This window comes from Zestomonas ipomoeae (genome assembly GCF_057128665.1).
Genome location: NZ_JBSKHQ010000015.1, coordinates 40,634 through 55,674 on the forward strand (window position 1 = coordinate 40,634; position 15,041 = coordinate 55,674).

At 67.5% G+C, this 15,041-nt stretch carries 12 protein-coding genes; 3 read left to right on the forward strand and 9 right to left on the reverse strand.

Annotated features, from left to right (window positions below; genetic code table 11):
- Window position 1: 1 nt before the first annotated feature.
- The 5 genes from mshL to ACWKV7_RS16235 are packed head-to-tail and all read right to left on the reverse strand — an operon-like array spanning window position 2 to window position 4,099.
- Complete coding sequence (mshL, locus tag ACWKV7_RS16215; protein ID WP_483858726.1) at window positions 2-1,630, reverse strand: pilus (MSHA type) biogenesis protein MshL; 1,629 nt, start codon at window positions 1,628-1,630, stop codon at window positions 2-4.
- Window positions 1,631-1,638: 8 nt separating this feature from the next.
- Window positions 1,639-1,953 carry a Type II secretory pathway component gene (locus tag ACWKV7_RS16220; RefSeq protein WP_483858727.1) on the reverse strand — a complete coding sequence of 105 codons (315 nt, stop codon included), beginning with the start codon at window positions 1,951-1,953 and terminating at the stop codon, window positions 1,639-1,641.
- Window positions 1,946-2,614, reverse strand: a complete 669-nt coding sequence (gene gspM / locus ACWKV7_RS16225; protein WP_483858728.1) for a type II secretion system protein GspM — start codon at window positions 2,612-2,614, stop codon at window positions 1,946-1,948. Before gspM ends, ACWKV7_RS16220 begins: the two co-directional genes overlap by 8 nt.
- On the reverse strand, window positions 2,607-3,215 hold the full coding sequence (locus tag ACWKV7_RS16230) for a PilN domain-containing protein (protein ID WP_483858729.1): 609 nt from the start codon (window positions 3,213-3,215) through the stop codon (window positions 2,607-2,609). Before ACWKV7_RS16230 ends, gspM begins: the two co-directional genes overlap by 8 nt.
- Window positions 3,215-4,099, reverse strand: a complete 885-nt coding sequence (locus ACWKV7_RS16235; RefSeq protein ID WP_483858730.1) for an MSHA biogenesis protein MshI — start codon at window positions 4,097-4,099, stop codon at window positions 3,215-3,217. The genes ACWKV7_RS16230 and ACWKV7_RS16235 overlap by 1 nt, the downstream gene beginning before the upstream one ends.
- A 139-nt stretch (window positions 4,100-4,238) precedes the next feature.
- On the opposite strand from ACWKV7_RS16235, the gene trmL reads away from it, so the two are divergent.
- From trmL to ACWKV7_RS16250, 3 genes are all read left to right on the forward strand, one after another.
- Window positions 4,239-4,700, forward strand: a complete 462-nt coding sequence (gene trmL / locus ACWKV7_RS16240) for a tRNA (uridine(34)/cytosine(34)/5-carboxymethylaminomethyluridine(34)-2'-O)-methyltransferase TrmL (protein WP_483858731.1) — start codon at window positions 4,239-4,241, stop codon at window positions 4,698-4,700.
- A 329-nt stretch (window positions 4,701-5,029) separates the two neighbouring features.
- Window positions 5,030-7,504, forward strand: coding sequence for a collagenase (locus ACWKV7_RS16245; RefSeq protein ID WP_483858732.1), 2,475 nt, complete (start codon window positions 5,030-5,032; stop codon window positions 7,502-7,504).
- Between the two features lie 240 nt (window positions 7,505-7,744).
- Window positions 7,745-8,518, forward strand: coding sequence for an SDR family oxidoreductase (locus ACWKV7_RS16250; protein WP_483858733.1), 774 nt, complete (start codon window positions 7,745-7,747; stop codon window positions 8,516-8,518).
- 105 nt (window positions 8,519-8,623) lie between these two features.
- Here ACWKV7_RS16250 and etfB read toward each other — a convergent pair whose 3' ends face one another.
- The 4 genes from etfB to dgcA form a co-directional block, all read right to left on the reverse strand.
- On the reverse strand, window positions 8,624-9,397 hold the full coding sequence (gene etfB / locus ACWKV7_RS16255) for an electron transfer flavoprotein subunit beta (protein WP_483858734.1): 774 nt from the start codon (window positions 9,395-9,397) through the stop codon (window positions 8,624-8,626).
- A gap of 86 nt (window positions 9,398-9,483) precedes the next feature.
- Window positions 9,484-10,710 (reverse strand): electron transfer flavoprotein subunit alpha, encoded by a 1,227-nt coding sequence (gene etfA / locus ACWKV7_RS16260; RefSeq protein ID WP_483858735.1) that lies wholly within the window; start codon window positions 10,708-10,710, stop codon window positions 9,484-9,486.
- A 142-nt stretch (window positions 10,711-10,852) separates the two neighbouring features.
- Window positions 10,853-12,826, reverse strand: coding sequence for a dimethylglycine demethylation protein DgcB (dgcB, locus tag ACWKV7_RS16265; protein WP_483858736.1), 1,974 nt, complete (start codon window positions 12,824-12,826; stop codon window positions 10,853-10,855).
- A gap of 148 nt (window positions 12,827-12,974) precedes the next feature.
- Window positions 12,975-15,035 (reverse strand): dimethylglycine demethylation protein DgcA, encoded by a 2,061-nt coding sequence (gene dgcA, locus ACWKV7_RS16270; RefSeq protein ID WP_483858737.1) that lies wholly within the window; start codon window positions 15,033-15,035, stop codon window positions 12,975-12,977.
- Window positions 15,036-15,041: the final 6 nt, after the last annotated feature.

Genomic DNA, 15,041 nt, shown 5'->3' on the forward strand with positions numbered 1-15,041 from the left:
CTTACCTCAGCTCGCGGAAGCTTTCCGCGCTCTTGTGCAGTTCATCGATCCACACCTCGTCGCTGACCACCTGCGGCCGCAACAGGATCACCAGCTCGCTCTGCGACAGCGCCTTGCGCTGCTGCTTGAACAGGTTGCCAACGATCGGCAGCCGGGACGCCCAGGGCAGGTCGGCGTCGGTGTTCTCGTTGCTGTTCTGCATCAGCCCGCCTATGACCACCACCTGGCCGCTGCGGGCCCGCACGATGGAGTCGGACTGGCGGGTGGTGGACAGCGCCAGCGGCAGGTTGAAGACGTTGTCTTCGCCGAGGGTGATGGTCTTGTTCTGATCACGCACGCGGCTGACCGTCGGCCGCACGTGCAGGGTCACGGTTTCGTTCTCGTCGATCTGCGGGGTGACATCCAGCGAGATGCCGGAGAAGAACGGCGTCAAGGTGATGTCCTGGCTCGGCTCGGTGACGCCGGCGGCGGTTGTCGTAGTGGTGCTGGAGGACACGTCGGTGACGAAGAACTCGTCGGTGCCGACCTTGATCACCGCCTTCTGGTTGTTCAGCGTGGAAATGCGCGGGCTGGACAGCACGCGCACCTCGCCCTGGGTTTCCAGCAACTGGATCACCCCTTCGAAGTTGCCGAAGTCGAAGGTCATGCCGAATACCCCGCCGACGCCGGTCGGCCCGCTCAACGGAATGTTCGGCACGTTCAGGCCGCTGGCCGTGGTGGTGAAACCGCCGAGTCCGATGCCCTTCTGCCCTTGCAGGTAGCTCCAGTTGACCCCGGCCTGGAAGCCGTCGGACAGTTCCACTTCGAGGATCTTGGTTTCCAGGATCACCTGGCGCTGCAGGTTGCGCTGCGCCTGCTTGAGGAAGGCCTCGATGTTCTGCTGGTCGGCGCTGTTGGCGCGCACCACCAGCAGGCCGGCCTGCGGGTTGACCACCACGCTGTTGCCCTGCTCGTTGCCGACGATCATCTGCACCACGTTGCCGACTTCCTTCCAGAAGTCGACATCGCTGGTGGTAGTCACCTGGCTGGCGTTGAGCGTGCTCACCGACGTGTTGGTAGCGGTATTGCCGGTGGTGCTGGCGCCCTGGCTGCTCTCGTTGCTGACCACCTGGCCGGAGCTGACGCGGGTGTCGGCCTGGCCGTGGCGGCTGACGTTCAGGTAGTTGAGATCGTAGGTGCGGGTGATCAGTTGGTTCGGCAGGATCTGGTAGCCATAGCTGGTGCGCCGGTATTCGAAGCCGTAGCTGTCGCGCACCGCGGCCAGCACTTCCTCGAGGGTAACGTTGCGCAGGCTGAAGGTGATGCTGCCGGTGACCTGCGGATGCACCACCAGGTTCTGTCCGGCCCCATCCATCAGGCTGAGGAAGAACTCGCGGGCCGGCATGTCGTTGGCCGCCACGTCGAAGCGTGGGCCGCCGGCAACGGCGCTGCGCTGCAAATCCAGGGGCGGAATCAAGGCGGCTTGCACCGAGGCAGGGGGAGCGACCTTGGCCTGGCTTTGCTCGAGGCTCTCTTGCAGCAGCCGATTGCTCTGCTCGTAGAGTTGCCGGTCGCCGTCCTCGAAGGTCTGGCAGGCGGCAGTGAGGCACAGCAGGCACAGCACGCCGAAGCGGGGCAGGATTCTCGACATCGGGGGCCTCATCGGCTCGGTTTCACTATGGGTGGCGCGAGGTACAGGTATTCCTGTCGACCCTCGCGTTGCATCACGACGGAGCGGGCATGGATGGCCAGCAGCGTGGCGCCCTCCAGCGTCTCGCCGACCGCCAGGGACTCGCCATTGACAATGGCGCGCTGGTAGCCGGCGCGGCGCACGATGGCTTGCAGGGCAAGGGGCTGGGCCGTCGCCGCGGCGGGCGCGTCGGCCTGGAAGCCCGGCGACGGCAGCGTCGGGTCGCGCTCGGCATGGGCGCTGCCCAGCAGCATGAGCAGGCAGAAGAGCCAGTACCTAGACACCGATCCACCCCGCGTCGCGACTCAAGGTATAGAGCACCAGCACAATGCGCGCCTGGCCCGGGCCGCCCTCGCCGACCTGGTAGTCGAGGCGTTCCCAGTGCAGCTTGCGCTCGCTGTTCTGGATCGCCTGCAGGTAGGCCAGCAGGTCGAAATAGCCGCCCTCCAGGGTCAGTTGCAGGCCATGGCGATAGAGCAGCACCGGCGCCGACTTGGCCGCCCCGTCGGCGCCTTCGGCGGTCTCGCCGGGCAGCTGCAGGGGGGCACTGAAGCTCTCCAGGCCGAGCAGGCGCAAGCGCGGCTGGTCATGCAGCAGGTCTTGCAGCAGGCCGCGCATCGCCTCAGGTGGCACCAGGCCGGCGGTGCCGTTGTCGATGCCTTCCAGCAGCCGCTCGCGCTCGGCGGCGGTCAGCTGCAAGGCACTGCGGTATTGCAGGTTAGGGTCAGCCGCTTGGCGGGCCGCCAGGGCGGCCAACGCCTCGGCGGCGATCTGCCGGCGGCTTTCCAGGGCCTGGTGCTGGGCCTCCAGACGCTGCCGACGGCTGGCCAGCGGATCGCCGATCAGTAGCAGGTAAAGGGCGGCGAGCACGGCCAGGCCGATCACGTAGCCCAGCCATTGTTCGCGCGGGGCCAGCGCGCGCCAGCGTTGCAGCAAGCTATTCATCGGCCTTCTCCAGGTCGCTGAGACGCGAGGCGAGACGGAAGCTCAGCAGGCCGCTGTCCTGGCGCTCCACCTCGAAACGGGCGAAGCGGCGGCCGGCGAAGCTCGGGCTCAACCCCAGGCTCTGCAGGTACTGCGGCAGCAGTTCCTGTGTCTGGCTCAAGCCTTCCAGGCGCACCTGCGCGCCGCCTTCGTCGAGCAGAATGGCGGTGAGCCACAGGCCGCTCGGCGGGTGGCGCTCGGCCAGGGCCTGGAGCGGCGCGACAAAACCGAGGCGGCGCTGGCGGTCGAGCTGCGTCAGATAATCGGACAAACGCCGCAACTGGCGGTTGCCGGCCTCCTGCTCGGCGAGCTGCGGTGCCAGCGTCGGGTCCAGCATCGGCTCGACGAAACTGGCCTGCACGCTGGCCAGTTCGGCTTCCTGGAGCGCGACCCGCTGCTCGATCAGGTCCACCCGCTGCTGGCTGCGATAGAGCTGCCAGCCCTGCCAGGTGCCGTGCACCAGCAGCACCGCGATCAAGCCGGCGAGCCCCAGCAGCATGTGGCGGCGGCGCGGACCGCCTTGTTGGCGGCGTTCGGGCTGGAACAGGTTGAGGTTCTGCATCAGAGGCTCTCCTGACGCAGCGCCGCGCCCACCGCCGCGACGCAATAGGCCTGCTCGCGTTCGGAGAGGGCGGCACTCACCGGGCCGGGCAACAGTTCCCGCAGATCGAGCCGCTGCAGGTTGACCGCCAGGCCGGCGGCCAGGGTCTGCATCACCTGCTCGCCGTCGCGCTTCATCGGCAGCAGCAGCAGGCGATTGATGTAGCCCTTGCCGAGCTGGCTTTCGAAATAGTCGAGCGAGCGTTGGATTTCCAACTGCAGGTCGCCGAGGTCGCCAGCGCCGTCCAGGCCGTGTTCGATGCGCCGCGCCATATACAGGTCGGGACCGTGCTGCACGCAGATCAGCCCTTCGCTGGAACGCAGCCGCAGCAGCGCCAGGTTGACGCCCTCGGCGCCGGCCAGCAGGCCGAGGTTGCGAAACGCCATTTCGGTGACATCGATGCTGCGCAGGCGCAGCTCGGCCTGGCGCATCTGCTGCGCCCAGTCCTGCATGCGGGCCTTGTTCAGCACCGCGCAGTAGGCCATGCGCGAACGGCCGCGATAGGCGTCCGGCGGCAACGCGAAGGCGTCCACCACCACCTGGTCGAGGGGATCGCTGATCAGGTCCTTGACCCGCCAGCGCATGGCGTCGCGCAGCTCGTCGCCGGCCACATCGGGGCAGTCGAGCAGCATCATCTGGTAGGCGGCAGGGTGCAGCACCAGGTTGACCGGCGCACCGGCCAGGCCAAGTTCGTGCGCCAGGGTCTTGAGCAGCCCCGGTTGCTCGGCGGGCGGAGCCTCGCGGAACAGGCAGTGCTGCAGCTCCGGCGCCTGCCCCGGCTCGCGGGTGACCTGCGCCAGGGCGATGCCTTCCGGCCCGGTTTCGATGCCTACCAGCCCGGCCACCGAGGATGTCTTTCTCGCGAACAAAGCCAACCACTACCCCCTGGCCCAGCGACTCGCTCTTTACCGCCTTGGCGGCGCACTTCGCGTCGGCAGGCTGTAGAATGCCGTGCCGCCCGCCTCCGTGCAGAGCCTTGTTGTCATGTTCCACGTCGTCCTGTTCCAGCCCGAGATACCCCCGAACACCGGCAATATCATTCGCCTGTGCGCCAACAGCGGGTGCCAGTTGCACCTGATCGAACCCCTGGGGTTCGAGTTGGACGACAAGCGCCTGCGCCGTGCAGGGCTGGATTACCATGAATACGCGATATTAAAACGCCACCATAGCTTGTCGGACTGTATCACAGAAATCGGCAGCGACAGAATCTTGGCGTTTACCACTAAGGGTAGTCGCAATTTCGCCGAACACCGCTTCCAGCCTGACGACGTGCTGCTGTTCGGCCCGGAGAGCCGCGGCCTGCCGCCCGAGGTGCTGGAGCAGATTCCCGCCGAGCGCCGCCTGCGCCTGCCGATGCGGCCCGGCTGCCGCAGCCTCAACCTGTCCAACACCGTGGCGGTGGCGGTCTATGAAGGCTGGCGGCAACTGGGCTTCGCCATGGACTGAGCGCCGCTGGCCTCTTCTGGATGACTGCATAGTACCTGGCACCTCGCCAGCATTTACTGGCTTGAATCAATAAGTTGGCGCTCGCGGGCGCGATTGTGCGGTAGGTGCAGGTTTCGTTCCCGATCCGGCGCCCGCCGCCATCACCCGCCGAACGGTTGCGGAACTCGATCACGACCCTAGTGCGCAGCCCTGCTCCCCACGCCTGCGACCGAGGCCACGGCCTGGACAAAAACTCGCCAGATACCCGCTAAACGTGCGGCCAGTCGCGGCCCATGACGAACGCATCCCCTACCGTGCGCGGCTTTCACGCACCCCAGGGAATGAACCCCATGCCTACTGGAAAACCCGCTCTACCCTTCGCCCAGGCCGCTCTGCTGCTGGCCCTGAGCCCGCTGGCGATCGCCACCGCCCAAGCCAACCAGGTGCCGGAAGTACGCGGCCATAGCGAGACCATCGCCGCCGGCAAGCCCTACGCCAGCTGGATCTGGGCCCGCGATGCCGAAGGCGACCGCATCAGCTTCGCCATCACCCGCCAGCCCAAGTACGGCACCATCAAGCTGGACTGGAATACCGGCCGCTTCGAATACCTGCCCACCCAGGTCGCCAAGTACGACGAGTTCGAATACCGCGCCACCGACAGCAAGGGCTGGTCGGTTCCGGCCACCGTGCAGCTGAACATGCTGGCCGCCGACGGCAGCAGCGGCAACCGCGCGCCGGAAGCCGCCAACCAGAGCCTGCGCATCGATGCCGGCAGCACCGCCAACGGCCAGCTGTGGGGCAAGGATGCCGACGGCAATGCGCTGACCTTCACCATCATCGACTGGCCGCGCCTGGGCCAGCTGCAACTGGACGCCAGGACCGGCAAGTACAGCTACCGCCCCTACCGCAAGGAGAACGCCAGCGACCAGTTCAGCTACCGCGTCAGCGACGGCCGTGCCAATTCCACCATCGCCTGGGTCAAGCTGGACCTGCGCGTCGGCGGCACTACCACGCCGACCGACCCGACCACCCCGGTACAGCCGCCGGTGACCCCGCCGGGCGACGCCCCGCTGGACCCGAACCTGCGCAGCAAGGCGGACTTCTCGCCGCTGGTGAAGGAAGTGCTCGGCAACGAGTTCTTCGTCGAGCATTTCGACCATGCCAAGGCCGGCCGACTGGAAGCGGTGGCCGCGGCGGTGGACTTCCTCGCCCGCCAGCAGAACATCCAGGACAAGGACCTGGACACCCTGCTCTACTACCTGCGCGCCTACAACTACTACCAGGGCCTGGGCAAGACCACCGCCGCCCAGCAGGCGATGGTCGAGCGCGCGCTGTTCCGCGTCGCCGGCATGAAGGACCTGCTGGTCTACCAGAAAGCCTCGGGCAAGATCATCGAAGGCTACGTGGTGGCCCTCGGCGGGCTGGCCTCCGGCAAGGACAGCAGCGCCCTGGTGGTCCGCCACCTGCCCAAGCTGATCGACATCCTGCATCACTTCAACACCACGCCGCAGTTGAGTGCGGAGAGCACCTACGGCGACGCCGTGTTCCAGTTGCTCAACCTGTTCGACCGCTTCGGCTGGGCCGAAGGCAATCTGCGCAGCGCACTGCTCGGCGACACCCGCTTCCTCGACATGATCGCCGAGCTGGGCAGCGGCAAGAACGCGCTGTGGCGCAACAATGACGGCTTCATCGTCTACAACGCCATCGAAGCCCTGGGCAAGCTGGAACGCCTGGCCAGCAGCGGCACCTGGCGCGTGCGCGGCGACGCGGCAGTGCGCAGGATCATGAGCGCCCACCTCGGCCGCGGCAAACTGGACGACCAGGAGCTGAAGAGCAACTTCCGCGAGTACTACGTGGACTTCGCCTACCAAGGCAAGGTCGACGAGACCTGCGCCACCACCTTCCCCGGCCTCTGCTTCCGCTACGAAGTGAACGAGGTGCTGCCGCAGACCTATACCTGCGGCCCAACCCTGAAGGTGCGCTCGCAGGCCCTGGCCAGCAACCGCTTCAGCGAGATCTGCTCGACCCTGGCGCGCCAGGAGAAGGATTTCCACCGCATCATGCAGACCAACTGGCAGCCGGTGGCCGACGACAACAACACCAGCCTGGAGCTGGTGGTGTTCTCCAGCAGCGAGCAGTACAAGAAGTACGCCGGCCTGCTGTTCGGCATCAGCACCGACAACGGCGGCATGTACATCGAGGGCAGCCCGGATCGCCAGGGCAACCAGGCGCGCTTCTTCGCCTACGAGCGTGCAACGCCGACCTGGCAGGTGTGGAACCTCAACCACGAGTATGTGCACTACCTCGATGGCCGCTTCAACCAGTACGGCCCGTTCGGCCACTACCCGCTGAACATCACCACCTGGTGGGCCGAGGGCCTGGCCGAGTACCTGGCCTGGGGCAGCTACTTCGAGCGCGGCATGAACGACATCAGCAACGTGGCGCAGAACCAGCGGCCGAGCCTCAATGCCATCGCCAACCTCTCCTACGAGAGCGGCAGCAGCATGGTCTACCACTGGTCCTACACCCTGCACCGCTACCTGCAGGAGCGCGACCCGCAGCGCCACCTGGCCCTGGCCGGCTACCTCAAGCGCAACGACGTGGACGGCTACCGGCGTGCACTGGGCGAGCTGAACCAGGTACACGGCGCGCTTTACCCGGCCTGGCGCGACCAGCTGATCGCCGACTGGAAGAACCGTCCGCGCACCGCCGCCAGCCTGCAAGCGGCGCTGCCGATGGACGGCGACGACGGCCACCAGCACGCCACCGCCCGCCAGCGCAGCCTCGACCCGAGCGCCAGCCTGGCCCGCCCGCCGCGCGACTAAGCACGCGGCGAACAGCCGCATGGCCCGCCGGGCCGTGCGGTGCACGACAGAAGGGTGGCGTACCGGCCGGGCGCCACCCTTTTCTTTGGCCGTCTGCCGGAGCAGCGGTCTTCGCCAATGGCTGGGCGCCGACGCTTCAGCCTGCCCCGCCAAGCGCAACGCGCTCATCAGTCCTCGGAAACTTCCGCCGCGTGCGATGACCAGACCAAAGGTCAGGCATTCAAGCAGCGGAGAAAACCTATGGGCACGCTCAGCGGTAAAGTCGCGGTGATCACCGGATCGGACTCGGGCATGGGCCACGCCATGGCCGTCGCCTTCGCCCGCGAAGGGGCCGCGGTCGCGGTGACCTATCACACCGACCAGGACGGCGCGCAGGCCGCTCTGGAAAAGATCAGACAGGCCGGTGGCCAGGGCCTGGTGAGGCAGCTCGATGTCACCGAGCCGGCCAGCGTCGCCGAGCTGTTCAAGACGGTGGATGCGGAACTCGGTTGCGCCGACATCCTGATCAACAACGCCGGCGTCGGTGGCGGCGGACCGTTGACCGACATCGGCCCGGAAGACTTCGACAGGATCGTGCGCACCGACCTGCACGGGCCGTTCTACTGCGCCCAGGAGTTCGTGCGCCGACGTCAGGCCAAGGGCGGCGGCGGCAAGATCGTCAATATCACCTCCGTGCACGACTCCATTCCCAGCCCCGGCAATACCCCCTACGGCGCGGCCAAGGGCGGCCTGCTGGCACTCACCCGCAGCCTGGCGCTGGAGCTGGCACCGCTGAAGATCAACGTCAACGCCATTGCTCCGGGGTTGATCCAGACACCCATGACCCAGTCGCGCCTGGATGACCGGGACACGCGCGAGAAGGAGCTGCCGCGCATTCCCTGGAAGCGTCCCGGCCAGCCGGAAGAGGTCGCCGAGTTGGCGCTGTACCTGGTCAGTCCGTCAGCGGACTACGTCACCGGGCAAAGCTTCGTCATCGACGGCGGGCTGGAGATGAACTGGGGCCAGGGGGCGTAACGGGCACGGGGCGCCTTTCCGAGCGGTGGACCGCAGGGGCGAATCTATTCGCCTGGCGCTGCCTACCGGCGAATCAGTTCGCTCCTACCCGCTGCGCAGGACTCCCTAGCGCAGCACACCCTCTTCCACCAGTAGCTTGAAGATCGCCTCGGCGCCGGCCTCTGGGCTCAGGTCGCGCAGTACCTGCCCTCCGTCGCCGGATGCCTTGGCGGTGGCCGCCTTGAACCGGTCGGCGGCGGTCTTCGCCTTGATCACCTTGAGCCGCTTGGGCCTCGGCTTGGCCGGCTGTAGATCGGCCGCCACGAGCAGCGCATCCTCGACCGCTGCCACCGGCTGCGTCTCGACCAGCCCGCGGCGGGCAGGACCGAAGGCGCTCTGGCGCGCCGCCGGGGCGGCGCTGTCGACACTGGCGAGGAACGGCAGGCGCACCCGCAAGCGGCGCCGCTGCCCACGCGGCAGCGCCTGCAGCACCTCGGCGTGGCCGTTCTCCACCTTTTCCACAGCGGCCAGGCCCACCACCAACGGCCAGCCAAGCCGCTCGGCCAACAGGTACGGCAGCATGCCGGAGCCCTCGCCGGTCTCCGCCTGGCCGCCGCTGAGCACCAACTGGGCACCGGCTCCCGCCAGGAAATCGGCCAGCACCGGCAATGCGTCGGCGCCGGCCGGCTGCTCCAACACGGTGAGTTCCGGCAGGCCCATGCCGAGGTAGGCGCGCAGTGCATCCTCGTCGGGAGCGCCGGCGTGCACCACGCGCAGGCTGTCGCCGGCCAGGCGCAGACCCAGCTCCACCGCACGGGCGTCCTGCTCGGCACGACGCGCGCGACCGGAGGTCGGGTGGGCGCCCACCGATACCAGGGTGACGATGTTGAGATCAGACATGGAACGACTCCCGTAGGGTGGATCGCGCTTTAGCGATCCACCGAGGCTCGGTGACGGTGGACGCACGGAGCGGCATCCACCCTACGTCAGGCCGCATCGCGCGCGCCTCCCTTTCGCCAGGCGCTGACCTTCTCGATCAGTGCCTGGAGGATCGCCGCCGAGTCGCCGATCACCGACAGGTCGGCGCGCTTGATCATGTCGCAGCCGGGGTCGAGGTTGATCGCCACCACCTTGTCGCAGGCACCGATGCCCTGCAGATGCTGGATCGCCCCGGAAATGCCCACCGCCAGGTAGACCCGTGCGGTAACCCAGGTGCCGGTGGCGCCGACCTGGCGATTGCGCGGCATGAAACCGTCGTCCACCGCCACGCGGGAGGCACCCTCGGTGGCGCCGAGGACCTGGGCAGCCCGGTGGAACTGCTCCCAGTTCTTCACGCCGTTGCCGCCGGAGAGAATGAACTCGGCCTCGGCCATGGGAATCTGCGCCGGGTCCACGGCCACCGGGCCGAGGTCCTCGATGCGCGGCAGGCTGCGGGCGACGCTAGCGTCCAGGGCCAGCGGCAACGCCTCGTGGCGGGTTTCGCCCACCGGTTCGGCGCATTCGGCAGCGGCCAGGATGAGTCGCGGCAAGGCACGGTGCAGGTCTTCGCGACCGGCGCCGGCACGGCCGACGCAGCGCTCGCCATCGACCTGCCAGACCCGCGTGGCCGGGCGCTCGCCCAGCTTGGCGGCCAGCCGGCGACCCAGCTCGGCGCCGCCCATGCGGCTGTCGGGCAGCAGCCAGTGGCGCGGCGCGAATTGCCGCTCAACCGCCGCCAGGGCCTGGATGCGTTGCTCCGGCGCGTAGCCTTCGTATTCCTCGCCCTGGACCAGCAGCAGGCGGTCCACGCCGGCGGTGTCGAAAGCGCTTTCCTTGTGCTCGCCGAACACCACCGCCAGCACCGCGCCACCGCTGCCGGCGAGCTGGCGGGCGAGGCCGAGCAGGTCCTTGTCGTGGCTGGACAGACGTCCGCCGACCATGTCCGGCACCACGCAGATGTAGTGCGCTGGCTGGGCGACGATGTGCAGCGGCAGCTGCGCGGTTTCTACCGCAGCGGAACGCTGGCGTGCGCTACCGCCCTGCTGGGCGCCGGAGCGGTCGATGCGCTTGATGCCGTTGGGCCCGATGAAGCCCACGGCATGGGGATTCTTGCGGACCACGCCGTTGGGCCCCATCCAGCGGGCCTCGGCCTGCTGCAGCTTGCCGTGCAACGGGTGCAGGCGGTTGCGCGCGATCCATTCGGCGCGCGGGTCGCGGCGGATAAGGTCGCTCATGGCGTGGTCTCCAGGGCTGCACGGACAACGCCCTCTCCCTGCGGGAGAGGGTGGCAGGTGATTGCGCGTGGCCTGAGGCTTCCCTCACCCCCGGCCCCTCTCCCAGAGGGCGAGGGGAGGAAAGCATGCGGACTTCGAGTCATCACGCCACCTCCTCGGCAGTCTTAGCCGCCGACGGCTTTTTTACGTTCACCGCTTCCTCGATCAGCACCTCGGCCACCAGCTCGGCGATGTCCTTGATCTCCGGCCGCGGCGCCACCACGCCTTCGAGCATGGCGGTGCACTGCGGGCAGCCCACGGCCACCAGCTCGGCGCCGGTTTCCTTGATGTCGACCATGCGCATGTCGGGGATGCGCTGCTTGCCAGGGATGTCGGTGATCGGTGCGCCGCCGCCACCGCCGCAGCAGCGCGAACGGAAGCCGGAGCGTTGCATCTCCTTGACTTCGATGCCGATGGCCTTGAGCACGGCGCGCGGTGCTTCGTACTCGCCGTTGTAGCGCCCCAGGTAGCAGGGATCGTGGTAGGTCACGCCGCCGCCATGCTGTTGAGAAAGAGGGTGCCGGCCGAGGTCCAGCCGCTCGCGGGCGATCAGGGTGGCGATGTAGGTGCTGTGGTGCAGCACTTGGTAGCGACCGCCCAGTTCGCCGTACTCATTCTTCAGTACGTGGAAGCTGTGGGGGTCGCAGGTGACGATGCGCTGGAAACGGTACTGGGCCAGGGTGGCAATGTTGCGCGTGGCCAGGCTCTGGAAGGTCGCCTCGTCGCCCAGCCGGCGCGCCACGTCACCGCTGTCGCGCTCTTCCAGGCCGAGCACGGCGAAGTCCACCTGGGCCGCCTTGAGGATCTTCACGAAGGCGCGCAGGGTGCGCTGGTTGCGCATGTCGAAGGCACCGTCGCCGACCCAGAACAGCACCTCGGCCTCGCCCTTCTCGCTCATCAGCGGCAGGTTGAGGTCGGCGGCCCAGTTCAGACGACCGCCGGGGGCGAAACCGCCAGGGTTGTCGGTGGCGATCAGGTTGTCCAGCACCTCGGCGCCCTTGTTCGGCGTCGAGCCCTTTTCCAGGGTGAGATGACGGCGCATGTCGACGATGGCATCGACGTGCTCGATCATCATCGGGCATTCCTCGACGCAGGCGCGGCAGGTGGTGCAGGACCACAGGGTATCCGCCTCCACCAGGCCCTTGCCGCCTTGCACGACGATGGGCTGGTGCGGTCCGCCGCCGTGTTCGCCGAGCGGGATGCCGGGGTAAGGAGAGCCGGCGAACTGAGCGTCACTGCCACCGGCCAGGCCGATGACCATGTCCTGGATCAGCTTCTTCGGGTTCAGCGGCTGGCCGGCGGCGAAGGCCGGGCAGGCCGCCTCGCACTTGCCGCACTGCACGCAGGCGTCGAAGCCGAGCAACTGGTTCCAGGTGAAGTCGGTGGGCTTTTCCACGCCCAGCGGCGCCTGCGGATCGTCCAGATCGAGGGCTTTCAGCCCCGTCGAACGGCCGCCGCCGAAGCGCTCGGCGCGGCGGTGCCAGGCCAGGTGCAGGGCACCGGCGAAGGCGTGCTTCATCGGCCCGCCCCAGGTCATGCCGAGGAACAACTCGGACACGCCCCAAGCCACGCCAATCGCCAGCAGACCGGCCAGGAACCAGCCGCCGAAGCCTTGCGGCAGGATGCCGGCCACCGGCAGGGTGGCAATGAAGAAGCTCGCCGCGAACATCAGCAGGCTCTTCGGCAGGCGCATCCACGGGCCCTTCGACAAGCGGCTCGGGGGATCGAGGCGACGCTTGGCGACGAACAGGGCGCCGACGAACATCAGCAGTGTGGCTGCCAGCAGGGCGAAGCCGAGGATGCGGTTGTGCAGGCCGAAGCCATGCACGACGATCGCCAGCAGCGCCGCCAGGACGAAGCCGCCAGCCGTGGCGACGTGGGTCTTGGACATGTACTTGTCGCGCTCGACCACATGGTGCAGGTCCACCAGGTAGCGGCGCGGCATCTTCAGCAGGCCGCCGATCCAGTCGACCTTCGACGACCGGCCGCGTCGCCACATGAGGAAGCGCTTCGCGGCGCCGAGCACGGCCAGGGCCAGGGCGGCGAACAGCAGGATGGGCAGAAGGATATTCAACATCGTTTGGTCTCCTCACGGGACCTGAAAGCGGCATAGGACAGCCCCCTCTCCCTCCGGGAGAGGGTTGGGGAGAGGAGAACGCCGAGTCCGAGTCGACCGACGTAACCCTCACCCCCGGCCCCTCTCCCGGTGGGAGAGGGGAGACAAGCTAGAAGTCCTTGCACAACCGCAACGCGTCATAGATCGCCGCGTGGGTGTTGCGCTGGGCCACGCAGTCGCCGATGCGGAACAGCAGGTAGCCGTCGCCGCCCTGGGAAAGGCACGGCTGCGGCTGGATGGCGAACAGCGCCTCCACGTCGATCTGCCCCTTGTTGCGCGAACCCTGCTTGAGCGCGTAGTAGAGCGTTTCGTCCGGACGCACGCCGTTCTCCACCACGACCTGGTCGACCACCCGCTCCTCCTTGGCGCCGGTGTATTCGTTCTCCAACACCGCCACCAGCTTGTCGCCCTCGCGGTAGACCTTCTCCAGCATCAGGTCGCCGGTCATGATCACTTCCTTCGGGTACATGCTGCGGTAGTAGGTCGGGAAGGTCGTGCCGCCGATGGCCACGCCGGGCTTGATGTCGTCGGTGACGATCTCCACCTGGGCGCCCTTGTCGGCGAGGTAGTCCGCCACCGACATGCCGGTGAACTCGCAGATGGTGTCGTAGACCAGCACGTTCTTGCCGGGCGCCACCTTGCCGTCGAGGATGTCCCAACTGCTCACCACCAACCCCTCGGCCGCGCCCCAGTGCTCGTTCTGCTCGAGGAACGGATGGCCGCCGTTGGCCAGCACGATGACGTCCGGCTTGAGGTCGAGAATGGTCTCGGCATCCGCCGGGGTACCCAGCCGCAGGTCGACGTTCAGCCGCGCCAGTTCCAGCTGGAACCAGCGGGTGATGCCGGCGATCTGGTCGCGCTGCGGGGCTTTCGAGGCGGTGGTGATCTGGCCGCCCAGCTGGTCCTTCTTCTCGAACAGGGTCACGTCGTGGCCGCGCTCGGCGGCGACGCGCGCCGCCTCCATGCCGGCCGGGCCGCCGCCGACCACCACCACCTTGCGCTTCACGCCGGTGGTCTTCTCGATGATATGCGGCACGCCCATGTACTCGCGGGACGTCGCGGCGTTCTGGATGCACAACACGTCGAGGCCCTGGTACTGGCGGTCGATGCAGTAGTTGGCGCCGACGCACTGCTTGATCTGGTCGACCTGGCCCATCTTGATCTTGGCGATCAGGTGCGGGTCGGCGATGTGCGCGCGGGTCATGCCGACCATGTCCACATAGCCGCCTTCGAGGATGCGCGTGGCCTGGTTCGGGTCCTTGATGTTCTGCGCGTGCAGCACCGGCACGCTGACCACTTCCTTGATGCCCGCCGCCAGGTGCAGGAACGGCTCCGGCGGATAGGTCATGTTCGGGATGACGTTGGCCAGGGTGTTGTGGGTGTCGCAACCGGAACCGACGACGCCGATGAAGTCGATCATGCCGGTGTCGCTGTAGTACTTGGCGATCTGCTTCATGTCGTCATGGGTCAGACCGTCCGGGTGGAACTCGTCGCCGCAGATGCGCATGCCGACGCAGAAGTCGTTGCCGACCTCGGCACGCACCGCCTTGAGCACTTCCAGGCCGAAGCGCATGCGATTCTCGAAGCTGCCGCCCCACTCGTCGTCGCGCTTGTTGACCCGCGGGCTCCAGAACTGGTCGATCATGTGCTGGTGCACGGCGGACAGCTCGACGCCATCCAACCCGCCCTCCTTCGCCCGACGCGCGGCGCTGGCGTAGTTGCCGATCACCCGCCAGATCTCTTCCGGCTCGATGGTCTTGCAGGTGGCGCGGTGCACCGGCTCGCGAATGCCGGACGGCGACATCAGGGTCGGCCAGTGCTCCCCATCCCACCTGGACCGGCGGCCCATGTGGGTAATCTGGATCATGATCTTGGCGCCGTGCTTGTGCATGGCGTCGGCCAGGTTCTGGAAGTGCGGGATGATCTTGTCGGTGGACAGGTTCACCGACTTCCACCAGCCCTGCGGGCTGTCGATGGCCACGGTGGAGGAACCGCCGCAGATGGCCAGGCCGATACCGCCCTTGGCCTTCTCCTCGTAGTACTTCACGTAGCGCTCGGTGGTCATGCCGCCGTCGGTGGCGTAGACCTCGGCGTGCGCGGTGGAGAGCACGCGGTTACGGATGGTCAGCTTGCCGATCTGGATCGGCTGGAACATAGCTTCGAAGGCCATTTTTAC